Raw genomic sequence first — 15,233 nt, forward strand, 5'->3', positions numbered from 1 at the left:
GTCAGTTCCAGAGCACCTGAAGTGAGTCTTCCGCTCCATCATGTCCGAATTGTTTCATTACCACCGAGCACGACTCACAGGGGCGCATGGTCGTCGCTATATCGACGGAGCGGATTTCCGATGGGTCGGGATACTTCTCACGAATAACGTTGATCAATTTGCTTTCGCTGTCCAGCGATGTCGGCTTGGTCATCTGTCTCGGTTTATAGGTGTTGATATCCTTGATAGTGATGGGGATGGCCAATATCTTTCCCTCGGGCGTGACTTTGAGGTTCGTTATCGGGAAAGCCTGATTGAAATCAATATTGATGTAGGTCGTATCACCTATTCGTACATGATTGGCGCCCAAATGCCGGAACAGCGGCAAACGGGTGGTGCTACCCTGAGCCCCGGAAACGCTGACGTAGATTTCTCTATGCCCGGAAGTGGTCATCACCTCGGCGAAGGCAATGTTTCTGGGATTGGCCCGTTGCACGTTCCGGGGCAGTAGTCTTTGCAGTTTTCCCATCGCTAGTTCTATCTGTAATGCCGCGTCGGCATTTCTGGGGCTGATGGTCGGCGACAGAAAAAGCGTATCGAAGATTTCTGCTGTTTTTTGCCTAAAAGCTTGTGGCGCTTCCTTACTGCGTGTCCAGGCAGCAGCCCCTTCCGGTAGCCGGGTGACGATCATTCGGGTTGAATGATCGAACATCAAGGCCTCCCCTGGGCTGGTGTCCACCTTGACCCATTTCATATTGCTGGCCGGTGTACCCGTTGTACCAAGAGGAATCGCGATATCTTCCATGGTTTTTAAAGCGCGATCGACGGCCTCGATCCCGTGGATTCGGGCAGTGTTGTTCGCGTGCAGCGAGCCGGTATATACCCGTACCAGTTCCTCGCCGAGCGTGCCGTCGGCCATCTCGGTACTCTTCAGGCGTTTGAATACCAGTGGCTGGCTCAAACTGTTGTCCTTGGGTACCGTCGCGAGATAGTACTGGTCAGTGTTGACCCGGGTGAAAACATGGACAGCCTTATCATCGATGGCGGGAACCACAATGGCCCCGACCCGATGAATGTCTTGGGCACCCTCATAGGTTCCAAGGGCATTAATGCGAGCGTAGATGCCTTTTCGAAACTCTATAGTGGCGGTGATGTTCTGGCGGGGCACCAGACGGCTATGGGCGAAACCCAGGGATTTCAGATTGCCATGAAAGCGGCGCGCCACATTGTCCGTAACTCGGTAGACCGCGCCATCGAGCGTGAGGTACTGATGTTGCCGCCATGTTTCCGGTGTAGAGAGCCGGTCGCCAAACCACAATGCATAACCCTTACTTTCGTCGACTAAGCCGATCGAGGGGGCCGGAGCGGGAGTTGCACTGACATAACTATTGATGCAGACGGTTTCCCCTGGCGCTCGGCGAGGACGGCAGGGAACCAGTTTCAGTGCTTCACTATCATCGATCAGATGGACTCGGCGAAAGATGTCGCCATCCAGCCGGTAGGCGACGTCATCGAGATACACCGTGGTTCGGCCATCGACTTCAGGCAATTCTCGAATACGGGTATTTTCAGAAACCTCGACTATCGCGTGACCGTTATTATTTTCCAGGATGCTGTAATGGGATCTCCCCAACGAAATTTCGCCAGAATTGGTGGATAATGCCGGACCGTAGGGCTTTGAAGTTAATGGATCCAGAAGGCGATAATCGGGGTTGCCAACGGCGGCAATGTTGCGCATTGATACATTGTCGATTCCCTTGACCGAGGCTAACTGATCGCCGACTGCCAACGGCTTCCAGTTACTCACGTCGCTCAACTGAGCCAAGCTGCGCACGTACTTGTAGGGTTGACCTGTTCCCGTCAGCTTGGCTGTGTTAATGGCGAAGTTGCCTATTCCGCGCAATCCGTTTCCCAGACCTCTGAGTAATGAGGGAATGACATCAAGCGGATTTGCGGCCCTCAAAGTTGAGATCAACAGTTTTCTCGTCAGCGAGCTGAACGCTGGAAGGGCGGCGCCAGTGCCGATTTGGCCTGCGGTATTTATCAGTCTTACTGAACCTGCTGCAAATTTACCCATTGGAATAGCGAATGAAAGTATATCGAAGAAAATACCGATTGCTCCCCATTTTTGTCTACTTCTGTCGCCGGACAACAGGTCGTCAATACTGCCCCAGAAAGGCACGAACGATGTGAAAATTTTTACCACTTTTTCAAATTGTGCTCGCTGACGATCAATTTCGGTTTGTCCAAAGGCGTAACTACGAAGCGCTGTCGGATCAACGTACAATAGTTCGGTTGCGATATGATGGCTGATGTCCACTGAGCGACTGGACGATAGCGTTAGTGGGGTGGTTTGTGAATGTTGGGTTGTTTCTGGCACGGCGGCAAATGCACTGCCCAGCATTTCGACAATCGCCCCGCAGTGGGCATTTTTTCTTGGCGGGCTGCCGGTCGAATGAGCGTCCCAGTCAAAGGGTAACTCCTTTGCGGCTAACATATATAATTCAGTGCCATCAAGACGTCTGCCCTTTGGATGAACGACTCCTCCTATCATCGCGGAATTAAAATAGTCGAGACGGCGAATCACGCCTGCCTTGGGCAGTAGTTCATAATAAAGGCTTGTTCCCCTATGGGTCGCTTGTAGTATCAGACCATTACGCGTTCTAAGCGCAAGAATTTGTTCTGCGGTCTCCTCATGGGCATAGGTGTACTGGGTTTGTCCTCGCAGGCTGTAGACCTGCACCTCACCAAACTCCAACGCTTGACGATCGGTAAGTGGAAGCGAAGCCAGCAGCGTTCTGATCAGTGTTTCATAAGCTGCAGTGATCGATTCCAGATGGCGCTTGAAATCGGTGTCGAACAGCGCCCGCACATCGGGCATTTCAGCGTATGGTGACAAGACTGTTTTTCGACCATTCAAACTCGATATAACCCATAGTCCCTCGGTCCTTATAGATCGGTTTTTATCTATCATGATCCATCGATCGGTACGGGTAATACCATCGCCTTCTGTTACCCACCATTTTTGTTTAACGCCGAATCTGTCGGAGGCCAGGATGTCGACAATTGAGTATTTGAGGTATCCGCTAGCAGGACGGGCACCAACGGAAGGCTTTTTGCTCGCCAGTTTTCGACCTTTCGATAACAAGTCGCATTCTTTAAAGAGTTTTTTGATTTCTGCCTCGGCAATGGACAGCCGCTTGGGCGGCTCTTCATTGATTTGGGTAATTGCTGCATTGAGTGCGGCGGTGTGCTTATCCAGTTCGGATAGCGCTCGTTCAGTTTCGGCCTGTGTGTATTCTTCATAGGGTTTTTGAGGAATGACGCCTTGGGTTACCGCCCAGTCCACTGCTGGTAACAGCCTCGCCAGACTCACTGCGTGCAAGTGCTCTTCCGGCGCACCCTCACTGAGCTTCAGAGGCAAGTTAACTAACTTTTGAAAATTTTGTCTGTAGAGCGCCTTGGGGCTGGCAGAGTGGACAAGCGTTACCCCGGTCATAAAATTGACCCAAACAACGGAGCCTCTATAAGACAGTTCCGACGGAATGTCGGTGATGCAAAATTCGGCTGGAAACTGACAGAGGAACAATTTTGCAAGAACGGTGGCCTCTTTCTCGGAAGATGCCCGATTTGATATTAATAAATGATTTTCAAATTCCTTCCATATACTATTATAACTCTTTCCCCAGTTTGAGAGAGATTGCAGGTCGTAGCCGGCGATCCTGTCGGGATACTCGACGAGTCGCGAATGGAACCAGATACGCAGTGCGTTGGCGACCACTTTGACTCGAATGTGAGGCGCAGTCTCTTCACCGGGTTTCCCGCCGTACCAATTCAACATTGAAAGCAAGCAATCTCCCAGCTTTCTGGCTTCGACGCTTTGCAGGATTTTTTTTAGAAAAACCGTTGGCTGGGCACGAACCCTTTCAGGCTCGGCCGACACAAGAACGTCATTGGCCAGATAGGTCAGCGGGGATGTGACTCCCTCAGGCAGAAACGTCTGTATGACTCTTTTGACTTCGTTCGTTATGAATTGCCGTTGCATTTCTTCTTGAGAATCGGCGAGGATACCTTTAATAGAAACTTGGCGAAGTTTGTTGGTAAGATCTGCCTTCAGGTCCAGTAAGTTGAAATCTTCTTCAAGCCCCAGCTGATAGCTTGCGATCTTTTCTCGCAGAGCGTCGATAGCGGCCTGATGTTCAGCCGGTTGGGTCGGATCCCACGGGATCATTCCGTAAAAAATGGCAATCCTGGATGCCGAGATAAGTCTGTCATAGCGAATTTGTCCTCCCAACAAAGGGACAGACTGTTCGATCAGGGTACGCAGTGCTTGCCATTTCTCGTTTCCCGTCAGGTCCAGTTCGGTCTTGTTTACACCGTCTTGATTTGAAGTTTCATAAACAAAAGCTCCCTCTTTCATGGTGACGGTAAGGTAGTCCGGGGACACATTGTTGTATGCGCACAGCGCCCGGTAATCGGGGTCCTCAAGCAATTGCTGCAACGCGCCTTGCCCGGTTTCGTGTTCCTGGTCCAAGGGTGAAAAAGTGCTCGGCTTGAGCAGCATTTGTGAAAAATCATCCAGCGAACCAGAATACGCGCGCAGAACCGTTACCAGCAGTTCAAAGTCCTCGAGTTGACCCTGATGAACTTGAGCGGTGGTGGGGAATGAGACGCGAGGGGCGTTTGTTTGCATGATGTTGCTCTCTTGTCATGTTTTGGGCGTTCCCTGTGGTTCTACAGGGGGGATTGCTGCCGATTACAACGACTTGGAAGAGAGTCCGTGCGGTACATATGTGTCGCGAGGGGCTGGGGGGGGTATTAATGCGGGCACTTGCTGGTAACGATAGGTTCTCACTTGCAGGGACGTAGAACGCACCCTAGTCTAGCTGTAGCGATTTCGTCCGGACGACGAACGGGCAGTGCTAATGCAAGGGACCTCATGAATCAGACACGGACTCTCGGAACACCCCGGCTATTGGGCATCGTCTGGCCTTTTATCGCCGTCGTGCTGTTTCAGGCGCTGCTGGGGGGCGTCAGTCTGTACATGCTTTCCGCGGTTCGCGGCTACGTGGCCGGTGAAAGCCTGTGGTCCAAGGGCCAGAAAGACGCCATTTATTACCTCAATCTCTACGCCGACAGTCGTGACGAGGCGATATTCAACAAATACCAGAGTGCGATTGCCGTGCCTCAGGGTGGGCATGAGTTGCGTGTGGCGCTGGATCAACAGCCTCCGAATATCGAAGCCGCGCGCGTGGCGATCCTCAAGGGTGGCAACCACCCGGATGACATCGACGGTGTGATCTGGCTCTACCTGAATTTCCGGCACTTCCGTTACCACGAGAAAGCCATCGACCTCTGGAGGGTGGGCGATGCATACCTGGTGCAACTCGATGCCATTGCGCGGGAGATGCATCAGCGCATCACCACCGGCCACGCCTCCGATGCCGATATCAAGCGCTGGAAGGATCAGATATTCGCCATCAACGAAAATGTGACACCGGCGGCGAAGGCCTTCAGTGACGCCTTGGGCGAAGGCTCGCGGGTGATCCTGCGGCTGTTGTTGGTGATCAATCTCGCCACGGCCCTGGGCTTGATCGTCCTGGCGCTGATGCGCACCCACAAGCTGCTCAAGCAGCGCCATGCATTCGCCGACGCGCTGCAACTGGAGAAAGACCGGGCGCAGATCACGCTGCAATCGATTGGCGACGGTGTAATCACCACGGATGTCGAAGGCGCGATCGCCTACATGAACCCGGCCGCCGAGGCGTTGACGCACTGGAAGGCCGAGCAGGCGACAGGTTTGCCCCTGGCAGCACTGTTCAATCTGCTGGACGAGAATGCTCAGGCTGACGGTTTTACCTTGATCGAGCACATTTTGAGCGGGCAGCTCAGCGGTGGCAGCGAACATTCCAAATTGATTCAACGCCTGGACGGCAGCACGGTGTCGGTCACGCTGGTCGGTGCGCCGATCCGCAATGCCGGCAAAGTCAGCGGCACCGTGCTGGTGTTGCACGACATGACCCAGGAGCGCCAATACATTGCCAATCTGTCCTGGCAGGCGACCCATGATGCCCTGACCGGGCTGGCCAACCGCCGCGAGTTCGAGTATCGCCTGGAGCAGGCGCTGCACAACCTGACGCGGCTTTCAGGGCGCCATGCGCTGATGTTCCTAGACCTGGATCAGTTCAAACTGGTCAACGATACCTGCGGTCATGCGGCCGGTGACGAATTGCTGCGGCATATCTGTGCGTTGTTGCAATCCGGCCTGCGCGAGGGCGATACCCTGGCCCGATTGGGTGGCGACGAGTTTGGCATCCTGCTGGAAAACTGTGCCCCGCAAGCCGCGGAGAAAATTGCCGAGGTATTGCGCCAAACCGTACAGAACCTGCATTTTGTCTGGAAAGGCCGCCCGTTCGTGACCACGGTGAGCATCGGCCTGGTGCATGTCACGCAGAACCCGACCACCCTCGAAGCCTCGCTGCGCGCTGCGGACATGGCCTGCTACATGGCCAAGGAAAAGGGGCGCAATCGGGTTCAGGTCTATCATGCCGATGATTCTGAACTGTCCCTGCGCTTTGGCGAGATGGCCTGGGTGCAACGCTTGCACATGGCGCTGGAAGACAACCGCTTCTGTTTATACGCCCAGGAAATTGCGCCCCTTGGCCCTACGGAATCAGGCGGCGGGCATATCGAAATCCTGTTGCGCCTGCATGACGAATCCGGGCGGATGATTTTGCCCGACAGTTTTATTCCGGCGGCCGAACGTTACGGGCTGATGACGTCTCTCGACCGCTGGGTTGTGGAGAACGTGTTCAAGATCATTGCCCAGTGCATGGCTGAAAAGCGCAATTGTCCGTTGGCGATGTGTGCGATCAATCTGTCAGGCACCACGATCGGCGACGAGGCGTTCCTCGACTTCCTGCGGGAACAATTTGTTGCGTATGCGATCCCGCCTGAAATGATTTGTTTTGAAATCACAGAGACGAGCGCGATTTCCAATCTCGGGAGCGCAATAAAATTTATCAATGAACTCAAAGGGTTAGGTTGCCATTTTTCGCTCGACGATTTTTGTGCCGGAATGTCCTCATTCGCGTATTTGAAACATTTGCCTGTAGACTTCCTGAAGATCGACGGGAGTTTCGTAAAGGATATGCTGGACGACCCGATTAACCGCGCCATGGTCGAAGTGATCAATCACATCGGTCATGTCATGGGTAAGCGCACGATTGCCGAGTTTGTTGAGACACCCCAGATCGAGCAGGCATTGCTGGAGATCGGGGTGGATTACGCTCAAGGGTATGTGATTGAACGCCCGCATCCGTTTACCTGCGATAGTCTGCAACGTCGTCCTGCCCGGCCCCGGCCTTTGTTATTCAAGGCGCCTGGTACGTTCCGCTGAAAATCTCCCGCTGGTCCTTACAATCACAATCAAAAGGAGCCCGACAGTGATCGACACATTCATCAGAACCGGACCACTCATGGAAGCTGCAAGTTATCCCGCCTGGGCTCAGCGCCTGATCCAGGATTGCAGCGCGAGTAAGCGCCGGGTTGTCGAACACGAACTGTACCAGCGACTGCGTGATAACAAGCTCAGTGCAAAGACCATGCGCCACTACCTGATCGGTGGTTGGCCCGTGGTCGAACAGTTCGCTTTATACATGGCACAGAACCTGACCAAGACCCGCTTTGCCCGCCATCCAGGCGAAGACATGGCGCGTCGCTGGCTGATGCGCAATATCCGCGTGGAACTCAATCACGCAGATTACTGGGTGCACTGGAGCCGTGCCCACGGTGTCAGCCTGGAAGATCTGCAAGCGCAACAGGTTGCCCCGGAACTGCATGCCTTGAGCCATTGGTGCTGGCACACCAGTTCCGCGGATTCGCTGATCGTTGCCATTGCCGCCACCAACTACGCCATCGAAGGCGCGACGGGGGAGTGGTCGGCGCTGGTGTGTTCCAGTGGCGTCTATGCGGCGTCGTTCCCCGAGGAAGATCGCAAGCGGGCCATGAAGTGGCTGAAGATGCATGCCCAGTATGACGATGCCCATCCGTGGGAGGCGCTGGAAATCATCTGCACGTTGGCGGGCATGAACCCGAGCAAGTCCTTGCAAGTGGAGTTGCGTCAGGCCGTCTGCAAGAGCTACGACTACATGTTCCTGTTCCTGGAGCGCTGTATGCAGCTTGAGCATGCCGAGCGGGCCCCGGTAATGCGTGAGCGGATGGCGCTGGCGGAAAGCTGATCGGTTATTCGCTGCATTGAAAAAGCCCGCTCCCCCTGTCCGTTTCGCCAGGGGGGCGGGCTTTTTAGTGGCCGCTGCAAATGGCTAGGCGCTGACTTTCAGTCCAACCAGTCCGGCAATGATCAGCGCCACGCTGGCCAGTCGGAACAGCGCCATGGATTCGCCAAAGAGAATGATGCCGGCGATCACTGTCCCCACTGCCCCCACACCCGTCCAGATCGCATAGGCCGTGCCCAGCGGCAGTTCCTTCATGGCGAGACCCAGCAAGCCAAGGCTGATGGCCATGGCGGCAACGGTCAACGCGGTAGGGAGAGGGCGGCTGAACCCATCGGTGTACTTGAGGCCGACAGCCCAGCCGACTTCGAACAGGCCGGCGAAAAACAGAATGATCCAGGACATGAGAGACCTCCATCGATTGACGGGGTCGTCCCCAGATTAAATGACTCGATCGAGCCGCGAGGTCGTCCTCGCGTTGCGCAGAATAGTGCCCATTATTAACCCGGGGATCAAGTTCATGGATCAGTCAGTGGCCGCTTTGGCCGCTGTTGCTCTGTCTGCTTTCTCGCTCATGCGCCGGAAATACGTCGAGAGCAGCGCCCCGGAAATGTTGTGCCAGACGCTGAACAATGCGCTCGGCACCGCCGCCAGCGGCGAGAAGTGCGCGCTGGCCAGGGCGGCACCCAGTCCGGAGTTTTGCATGCCGACCTCCAGCGCCAGGGATTTACGCTGGGCCAGGGGCAACTTGAACAGCCGGCCGGTGAAGTAACCCAGCAGGTAGCCGAAGCTGTTGTGCAGCATCACCACGGCCATGATCAACAGGCCGGACTCGGCGATCTTCGCCTGGCTGGCGGCGACCACCGCGGTGACGATGATCACGATGCTGACCACAGACACCAACGGCAACACTTCCACTGCGTGGCGAACCCGATCACCGAGCACCCGCTGGGCGAGCACGCCGAGTACGATCGGCAGCAGCACCACTTGCAGGATCGACCAGAACAGCTCCATGAACGACACCGGCAACCACGCCGAGGCCAGCAGCCAGATCAGTGCCGGGGTCAGCAGCGGAGCGAGGAGGGTGGTGACGGCGGCGATGGCCACCGACAGCGCCAGATCGCCCCGGGCCAGCCAGGTCATCACGTTCGACGAAGTGCCGCTAGGGCAGCAACCGACCAGAATCACGCCGACAGCGATTTCCGGCGGCAAGTGGAACACTTGGCAGAGCAACCACGCCACACCGGGCATGATCACGAAATGGGCAACCACGCCCAAGGCCACGCGCCACGGATGGCGGGCGACTTCGGCGAAGTCTTCAAGCTTGAGGGTCAGGCCCATGCCGAACATCACCAGCCCCAGCAACGGGACGATGGCGCCCTTGAGGCCGATGAACCACGTCGGTTGCAGGAATGCCACGACGGCGAAAATCAGAACCCAGTAAGCGAAGGTGTTGCCGACAAAACGACTCAATGCAGCCAGTGCGCGCATGGCCCGATCCTTGTTATTTAGTAGCACCACCGATCGAATGTGGGAGCGGGCTTGCTCGCGAAAGCGGAGTGTCAGTCAACCTCATCGCTGAATGTCAGTCCCTATTCGCGAGCAAGCCCGCTCCCACATTATCAATCACCAACCTTTAGATCCCTTGCGGCATCTCTTCCCCGCCCAGCGCTTCAACCAGCGCCGGCAGGAAGTCGCCAAACGTCAGCATCATCAGGGTGAAGCTGGCATCCAGTTGGCCCAGGGCTTCTTCGCCACCGTCCTGTTCCGCCTGGTCTTGCAGCAGGTCTTCGAACTTCAGGCGCTTGACCACCATCTTGTCGTCGAGGACGAACGACAGCTTGTCTTGCCAGGCCAGCGACAATTGAGTGACCACTTTGCCGGTGCTCAGGTGCAGCTGGATTTCTTCGCTGGTCAGGTCCTGGCGCTTGCAACGCACGATGCCACCGTCTTCATGGGTGTCACGCAGCTCGCACTCGTCCAGCACGAAGAAGTCGTCTGCGGCTTTCTGGGTGGTGACCCACTCCGTCATGGTTGCCGTCGGGGACATCTTCACGGTCAGTGGGCGCACCGGCAGCGTACCGATCACTTCACGCAGGGTGGACAGCAAGTCTTCGGCACGTTTCGGGCTGGCCGAGTTGACCAGGATCAGGCCCTGTTTCGGCGCGATGGCGGCAAAGGTCGACGAACGACGAATAAACGCCCGTGGCAGGAAGGCCTGGATGATTTCATCCTTGATCTGGTCGCGTTCCTTTTTGTAGACCTTGCGCATTTGCTCGGCTTCGATCTCTTCGACCTTTTCCTTCACCGCGTCGCGCACGACGCTGCCCGGCAGAATGCGTTCTTCCTTGCGGGCGCTGATCAGCAGGAAATCACCGCTGACGTGCACCAGCGGTGCATCTTCGCCCTTGCCGAACGGCGCGACGAAACCGTAGGTGGTCAACTCCTGGCTTGCACACGGACGCGCCAGTTTGGTGGCCAGTGCAGCTTCCAACGCCTCGGCATCAACAGGCAGATCTTGGGTCAGGCGATAGAGAAGCAGGTTTTTGAACCACATGGGGTGAGTCTCTCCTTATATACAAAGGGGGGCATTATTCTCTTCGCGGCGCCATAGGCCAACCCTTAGCTAAGCCTTTGGAAGGCCTGCAAAAATTATTTAAAAAAGTGCTTGCCAGAGGTGGGGGTGCTCCGTAGAATGCGCGCCACACCGAACGTGAAGGGTGATTAGCTCAGCTGGGAGAGCGTCTGCCTTACAAGCAGAATGTCGGCGGTTCGATCCCGTCATCACCCACCATTCGCATTCAGTGTTACGCGCAGCGGTAGTTCAGTCGGTTAGAATACCGGCCTGTCACGCCGGGGGTCGCGGGTTCGAGTCCCGTCCGCTGCGCCATATTCGGTTACCTGGAACGCTGAACGCCAGGTCACCACGGAAAAGCCCGCTCACGCGGGTTTTTTTCTGTCCGAAGTTCCTGCAGGAAGCGTTGTTTCACCGGTTTTTAGATTTTTTTGATAATTTATCAATTAAATCAACACTTTATAAAAACCTGTGGCATAATGTGCCCCGCAACGAAGGTAAAGGGTGATTAGCTCAGCTGGGAGAGCGTCTGCCTTACAAGCAGAATGTCGGCGGTTCGATCCCGTCATCACCCACCACTTTCAACGCTACGCGCAGCGGTAGTTCAGTCGGTTAGAATACCGGCCTGTCACGCCGGGGGTCGCGGGTTCGAGTCCCGTCCGCTGCGCCATATTCGGTTATCTGGAATGCTGAACGCCAGATCACCAAACAGAAAGCCCGCCTAGTGCGGGCTTTCTGCTGTCTGGAGATTGGCTTTTTCGCTTTTCCCCCTGTAGGAGCAAGCTCGCTCCTACAGGGCGAAGATGACAGACTCTTCATCCTCCAATTCTAGAAATGCGTTGAAACACCTGAACTTATCAGGCATTTCCTGCTCTCATGCCGGTAGCCATTGGTCGTGGCCGCCTGATAAGCTCGCGGCTTTACTCGATTGCCCTTTAGGCGCATGAACAAGGAAATAGCATGAAACAGCATCGGTTGGCGGCGGCGGTGGCCCTGGTTGGCCTGGTACTAGCGGGTTGTGATTCGCAGACCAGCGTAGAGCTCAAAACCCCGGCGCAAAAAGCTTCCTACGGGATTGGCCTGAACATGGGCAAGAGCCTGGCTCAGGAAGGCATGGATGACCTGGACTCCAAAGCCGTTGCCCAGGGCATCGAAGATGCCGTCGGCAAGAAAGAACAGAAGCTGAAAGACGAAGAGCTGGTCGAAGCCTTCGCAGCTCTGCAAAAGCGTGCTGAAGAGCGTATGGCCAAGATGAGCGAGGAGTCGGCAACCGCCGGCAAGAAATTCCTCGAAGACAACGCCAAGAAAGCCGGTGTCACCACCACTGCTTCGGGCCTGCAGTACGAAGTGGTCAAGAAAGCCGATGGCGCACAGCCTAAGCCGACCGATGTAGTGACCGTTCACTACACCGGCACCCTGACCAACGGCACCGTGTTCGACAGCTCCGTCGAGCGTGGCAGCCCGATCGATCTGCCGGTCAGCGGTGTAATCCCGGGTTGGGTCGAAGGCCTGCAACTGATGCACGTTGGCGAGAAGTACAAACTGTACATTCCTAGCGAGCTGGCTTACGGCGCCCAGAGCCCGAGCCCGGCGATTCCAGCCAACTCGGTGCTGGTATTCGACCTGGAGCTGATGGGGATCAAGGACCCGGCAAAACAGGACGACGCTGCCAAGTAATCGGCGTCTGTTACAACGACAACGCCTCGCTTATGCGAGGCGTTGTTGCATCTGGCGTTCAGCAAGGGTAAACAAAGCGAACGGATGCTGAACGCTGGAGTCATAGCCATTGAGGGCGCCCGTGCTATCCGCGCCAGAGCGCCAAGTCAATGAAATCTTGGGTTTTTTTAGGTGAGTAAAAAACGCCCGATCTGAGCTCAGCCCTTATGAAACGGGGCCTTCAGCCGCGAAATGCAGCTCTGTTCACAAGGTTATCCACAATTTGTGTGGATAACATTTCAGCGGGAGAATTTATGAAAGCGCCCTGGAATTTCGCTCGTTTTCTACCACTCGCCGGACGTCTGCTCGCCCGTGGACGTTTGCCGACCTTGCTGTTCGCTGTCGCCAGCAAAGGTGCCACCCAAGGCAACCGGCTGGGCAAGCTCAAGGATGATCTGCGCTTGTTACAAGCGCTGTGCCTGGCCTATTGGCGAGGCGAGTACCGCGCCATCAGCCCGAAAGCGCTGATATCGGTGGTCGCAGGCTTAATGTATTTCCTCAGTCCGGTGGATGCAATTCCTGACTTCATTCCAATGTTCGGCATGCTCGATGACATCGCCGTGCTGGCCTGGCTGATGAAAGTCCTCGACGACGAACTTAACGCCTTCCGCGCCTGGCGCAAACGCCAGCTACCGGAGAAGCTCGCCATTGTCGAGCGCCTGCCCGATACCCCGGAGCAACTCAAGCTTCAGCACCCGAAAAAGCACTGAGCCCCTTCAAGACGTCCTTATATTCAAACCCCTCGCGACCTTAGCCGCTGTTAGGATTACACTTCTAGGGAAAAGTGCCGACTCGCTAAGTGTCGTTGTCCTACGGGGAAGTCATGGATATCCAGATAATCACACGCGAAGGCGAGCCCGAGTATGCAGTTCTGCCGTGGGCTCAGTATCAGGCTCTACTGAAAGCAGCAGGCATCAACCAGCAACCGCCGCAGATCGCCCCAGAGCGTCATGGGGCATCACCCGACCCGACGCTTCCGGGTCTGGATCAACTACGCAGTTTGCGCGAAGGGAAGGGCATCGCCATCGAGGCGCTGGCCCGCACGGTAGGCATCAGCCCGTCTTATCTGGCCTTGATCGAAAGTGGCGAGCGTCAACCCGACGCTGCGATTCGCCGCAGCCTGGCCTGGGAAATGACGGTGCCAGGGTGGAGGGATGAATCGTGAGCGTACGCATCAGTCGTCAACATTGGGATGGATTACTCGGCGAGCTGGATCAGGCCCGTCGTCAACGTCACCTTCTGACTTATCGCGCATTGCTGGAGCGTCTGCAGCTGCCGACGCCGGCCATGCAAACCTTGACCGCCGCCCTTGAGCACCTGGCCGCGCTGGATGCCAAGGCCGAACAGCCTTTGCGCAGTTCGCTGGTGATCAGCCAGGGCGCCAGTCGCCTGCCGCGCACCGGCTTTTTTGAATGCGTGGAACGTCTGGGGCGTTTTTCCGGACCATCCGATGGCGTCGCCGCCGCATCCTGGCATGCCTCGGAAGTGGTGCGAGTGTTCGAGTACGAATACCCCGAATCGGCGGAAGCCTGAGTGTTCCTGCGACTCAAGGCGCGGGCCGGTTACTGGCTGGCCCGGCGTTTGTTTCACTGGTCATGGTTCGTCCGCCAGCCCCGAGGCTGGAGCTGGCTCGAGGGCCAGTTTGCACGCATGGCCAACCTGGGGGACGTTGGCGCTCAAAGCTTCTACGGGCACATCCTGACCTTTCGCGGTGTTGGCCTTGGTGCTCGTGAGGAAGGCGTGCGCTTGTTGCGCCTGGCGGCGTTGGCGGGCGATGGCAAGGCGGCGTACCAGGTGGGTGTGATCAGCCTGGCGGGAACGGCGAGCAAGGCGCCGGATCCGGTTGAGGCGGCGCGGTTCTGGGAGATGGCGGCGAAGGCGGGGCATCCGTTGGCCGAGATCAAGCTTAAAGCGTTGGCGACACGCGGTTGTGCCGATTAGCCACCTGCGTATCTGGCAAACAAACATTGTGTCAGAGATACCTCTCGCCACGTTTTGCGTTTAGGTAGCGAAATTTCTGGGCAAGGTTGTCGGAAGTTTCCTTCAAAACGCGGCGACTTTCGTGAACTGGTGCGCGATGAGTTCAGTCGTTAGGCTTTGGGGGTCGCTGCATATCCAGCGGCAGGGTGTAGGAACCCTTCAAGACTTTTAAGGTGACATTGGCGTCGATACTTGATTGCGGCCGTTGAAATGCGTCCGTAAAATTCGTTGCGGCGGCTATGTGTGGGCACGCTTCGGCGTGGTCGAGTTTTCGCCCTAAAAGTCTCGATATTCCTACCCCACGCATAGCTGCCACCCTAACCAGTAGGAAGGTGGATGGCAGTTCCTATCTTCACTTTTAGGGTTTCCATATGACCACATTGCATCCCGATCCACCTTACGAAAAACCAACTCCTCATCCCGAAAACCGCTTCATGGCACTCACCAGCAACTGCGACGACATGCCCACGTTGTTCGTCGATACCCACGCGTCACTTGATGTTTTGTATGACACGGCCCACTACCGAATCCGCGCGGTAACCCAAGTGCTGGAGAACCTCTCCATGCGCGGTTCGATCGACTGTGAGTCGTTCATCCTCAGTGACTTTGCCTTACTCTGTGCCATTCCACTGCGCGATGGCTGCGATGTGCTGGATGTGATTGGGCGGCGGTTGCGGGCTCGGTCAGCGGCGAATTAGTTCAGCGATTTGTAGTGTCTGAGCTGGCCTCTTCGCGGGCTTGCCCGCGAT

12 protein-coding genes and 4 tRNA genes are annotated in these 15,233 nt (G+C 56.2%); 12 read left to right on the top strand and 4 right to left on the bottom strand.

From position 1 onward, the window contains the following. Position 1: 1 nt before the first annotated feature. Positions 2-4,672 (bottom strand): deaminase domain-containing protein, encoded by a 4,671-nt coding sequence (locus PMA3_RS06935; RefSeq protein WP_064676466.1) that lies wholly within the window; start codon positions 4,670-4,672, stop codon positions 2-4. A 246-nt stretch (positions 4,673-4,918) separates the two neighbouring features. Between PMA3_RS06935 and PMA3_RS06940 the strand changes: the two genes are divergently transcribed. Beyond that, positions 4,919-7,378 carry an EAL domain-containing protein gene (locus tag PMA3_RS06940; protein WP_064676467.1) on the top strand — a complete coding sequence of 820 codons (2,460 nt, stop codon included), beginning with the start codon at positions 4,919-4,921 and terminating at the stop codon, positions 7,376-7,378. 79 nt (positions 7,379-7,457) lie between these two features. After that, on the top strand, positions 7,458-8,219 hold the full coding sequence (locus PMA3_RS06945; RefSeq protein WP_373459900.1) for an iron-containing redox enzyme family protein: 762 nt from the start codon (positions 7,458-7,460) through the stop codon (positions 8,217-8,219). An 84-nt stretch (positions 8,220-8,303) separates the two neighbouring features. On the opposite strand, the gene sugE is transcribed toward PMA3_RS06945, so the two are convergent. From sugE to rdgC, 3 genes are all read right to left on the bottom strand, one after another. Continuing rightward, complete coding sequence (sugE, locus tag PMA3_RS06950; RefSeq protein WP_027922462.1) at positions 8,304-8,618, bottom strand: quaternary ammonium compound efflux SMR transporter SugE; 315 nt, start codon at positions 8,616-8,618, stop codon at positions 8,304-8,306. Positions 8,619-8,738: 120 nt separating this feature from the next. Then, entirely contained in the window at positions 8,739-9,704 is a 966-nt protein-coding gene (locus tag PMA3_RS06955; protein WP_064676469.1) for a bile acid:sodium symporter family protein, read from the bottom strand. Positions 9,705-9,849: 145 nt separating this feature from the next. Then, entirely contained in the window at positions 9,850-10,770 is a 921-nt protein-coding gene (gene rdgC / locus PMA3_RS06960) for a recombination-associated protein RdgC (RefSeq protein ID WP_064676470.1), read from the bottom strand. A 161-nt stretch (positions 10,771-10,931) separates the two neighbouring features. Between rdgC and PMA3_RS06965 the strand changes: the two genes are divergently transcribed. From PMA3_RS06965 to PMA3_RS07010, 10 genes are all read left to right on the top strand, one after another. After that, a tRNA-Val gene (locus PMA3_RS06965) sits at positions 10,932-11,007 on the top strand. 19 nt (positions 11,008-11,026) lie between these two features. Next, a tRNA-Asp gene (locus tag PMA3_RS06970) sits at positions 11,027-11,103 on the top strand. Between the two features lie 187 nt (positions 11,104-11,290). Next, a tRNA-Val gene (locus tag PMA3_RS06975) sits at positions 11,291-11,366 on the top strand. Between the two features lie 15 nt (positions 11,367-11,381). Beyond that, positions 11,382-11,458: transfer RNA gene (locus tag PMA3_RS06980), tRNA-Asp, on the top strand. Between the two features lie 290 nt (positions 11,459-11,748). Beyond that, entirely contained in the window at positions 11,749-12,465 is a 717-nt protein-coding gene (locus tag PMA3_RS06985; RefSeq protein WP_064676471.1) for a BamJ family beta-barrel-assembly machinery protein, read from the top strand. Between the two features lie 293 nt (positions 12,466-12,758). Next, on the top strand, positions 12,759-13,214 hold the full coding sequence (locus PMA3_RS06990) for a YkvA family protein (protein WP_064676472.1): 456 nt from the start codon (positions 12,759-12,761) through the stop codon (positions 13,212-13,214). Between the two features lie 113 nt (positions 13,215-13,327). Beyond that, positions 13,328-13,669, top strand: a complete 342-nt coding sequence (locus PMA3_RS06995; protein ID WP_064676473.1) for a helix-turn-helix domain-containing protein — start codon at positions 13,328-13,330, stop codon at positions 13,667-13,669. After that, a complete protein-coding gene (locus tag PMA3_RS07000) occupies positions 13,666-14,037 on the top strand; it encodes a hypothetical protein (protein ID WP_003223109.1) in 372 nt (123 codons plus the stop codon). The genes PMA3_RS06995 and PMA3_RS07000 overlap by 4 nt, the downstream gene beginning before the upstream one ends. Further along, positions 14,038-14,445 carry an SEL1-like repeat protein gene (locus PMA3_RS07005; protein ID WP_064676474.1) on the top strand — a complete coding sequence of 136 codons (408 nt, stop codon included), beginning with the start codon at positions 14,038-14,040 and terminating at the stop codon, positions 14,443-14,445. It abuts the gene before it with no gap. 410 nt (positions 14,446-14,855) lie between these two features. Continuing rightward, positions 14,856-15,182: a hypothetical protein gene (locus tag PMA3_RS07010; protein WP_064676475.1), complete on the top strand. Its 327-nt coding sequence runs from the start codon at positions 14,856-14,858 to the stop codon at positions 15,180-15,182. Positions 15,183-15,233 lie beyond the last annotated feature (51 nt).

The sequence above is a fragment of the Pseudomonas silesiensis genome, from assembly GCF_001661075.1.
GTDB classification, from domain to species: Bacteria; Pseudomonadota; Gammaproteobacteria; order Pseudomonadales; family Pseudomonadaceae; genus Aquipseudomonas; species Aquipseudomonas silesiensis.

What these genes read in the sequence shown, in the direction of transcription:
- PMA3_RS06945 (WP_373459900.1), top strand. Translation starts at nt 7,458, where the DNA reads ATGGAAGCTGCAAGTTATCCCGCCTGGGCTCAGCGCCTGATCCAGGAT.
- PMA3_RS06995 (WP_064676473.1), top strand. Translation starts at nt 13,328, where the DNA reads ATGGATATCCAGATAATCACACGCGAAGGCGAGCCCGAGTATGCAGTT.
- PMA3_RS06940 (WP_064676467.1), top strand. Translation starts at nt 4,919, where the DNA reads ATGAATCAGACACGGACTCTCGGAACACCCCGGCTATTGGGCATCGTC.
- PMA3_RS06985 (WP_064676471.1), top strand. Translation starts at nt 11,749, where the DNA reads ATGAAACAGCATCGGTTGGCGGCGGCGGTGGCCCTGGTTGGCCTGGTA.
- PMA3_RS06935 (WP_064676466.1), bottom strand. Translation starts at nt 4,672, where the DNA reads ATGCAAACAAACGCCCCTCGCGTCTCATTCCCCACCACCGCTCAAGTT.
- rdgC (WP_064676470.1), bottom strand. Translation starts at nt 10,770, where the DNA reads ATGTGGTTCAAAAACCTGCTTCTCTATCGCCTGACCCAAGATCTGCCT.
- PMA3_RS06955 (WP_064676469.1), bottom strand. Translation starts at nt 9,704, where the DNA reads ATGCGCGCACTGGCTGCATTGAGTCGTTTTGTCGGCAACACCTTCGCT.
- sugE (WP_027922462.1), bottom strand. Translation starts at nt 8,618, where the DNA reads ATGTCCTGGATCATTCTGTTTTTCGCCGGCCTGTTCGAAGTCGGCTGG.
- PMA3_RS07010 (WP_064676475.1), top strand. Translation starts at nt 14,856, where the DNA reads ATGACCACATTGCATCCCGATCCACCTTACGAAAAACCAACTCCTCAT.
- PMA3_RS06990 (WP_064676472.1), top strand. Translation starts at nt 12,759, where the DNA reads ATGAAAGCGCCCTGGAATTTCGCTCGTTTTCTACCACTCGCCGGACGT.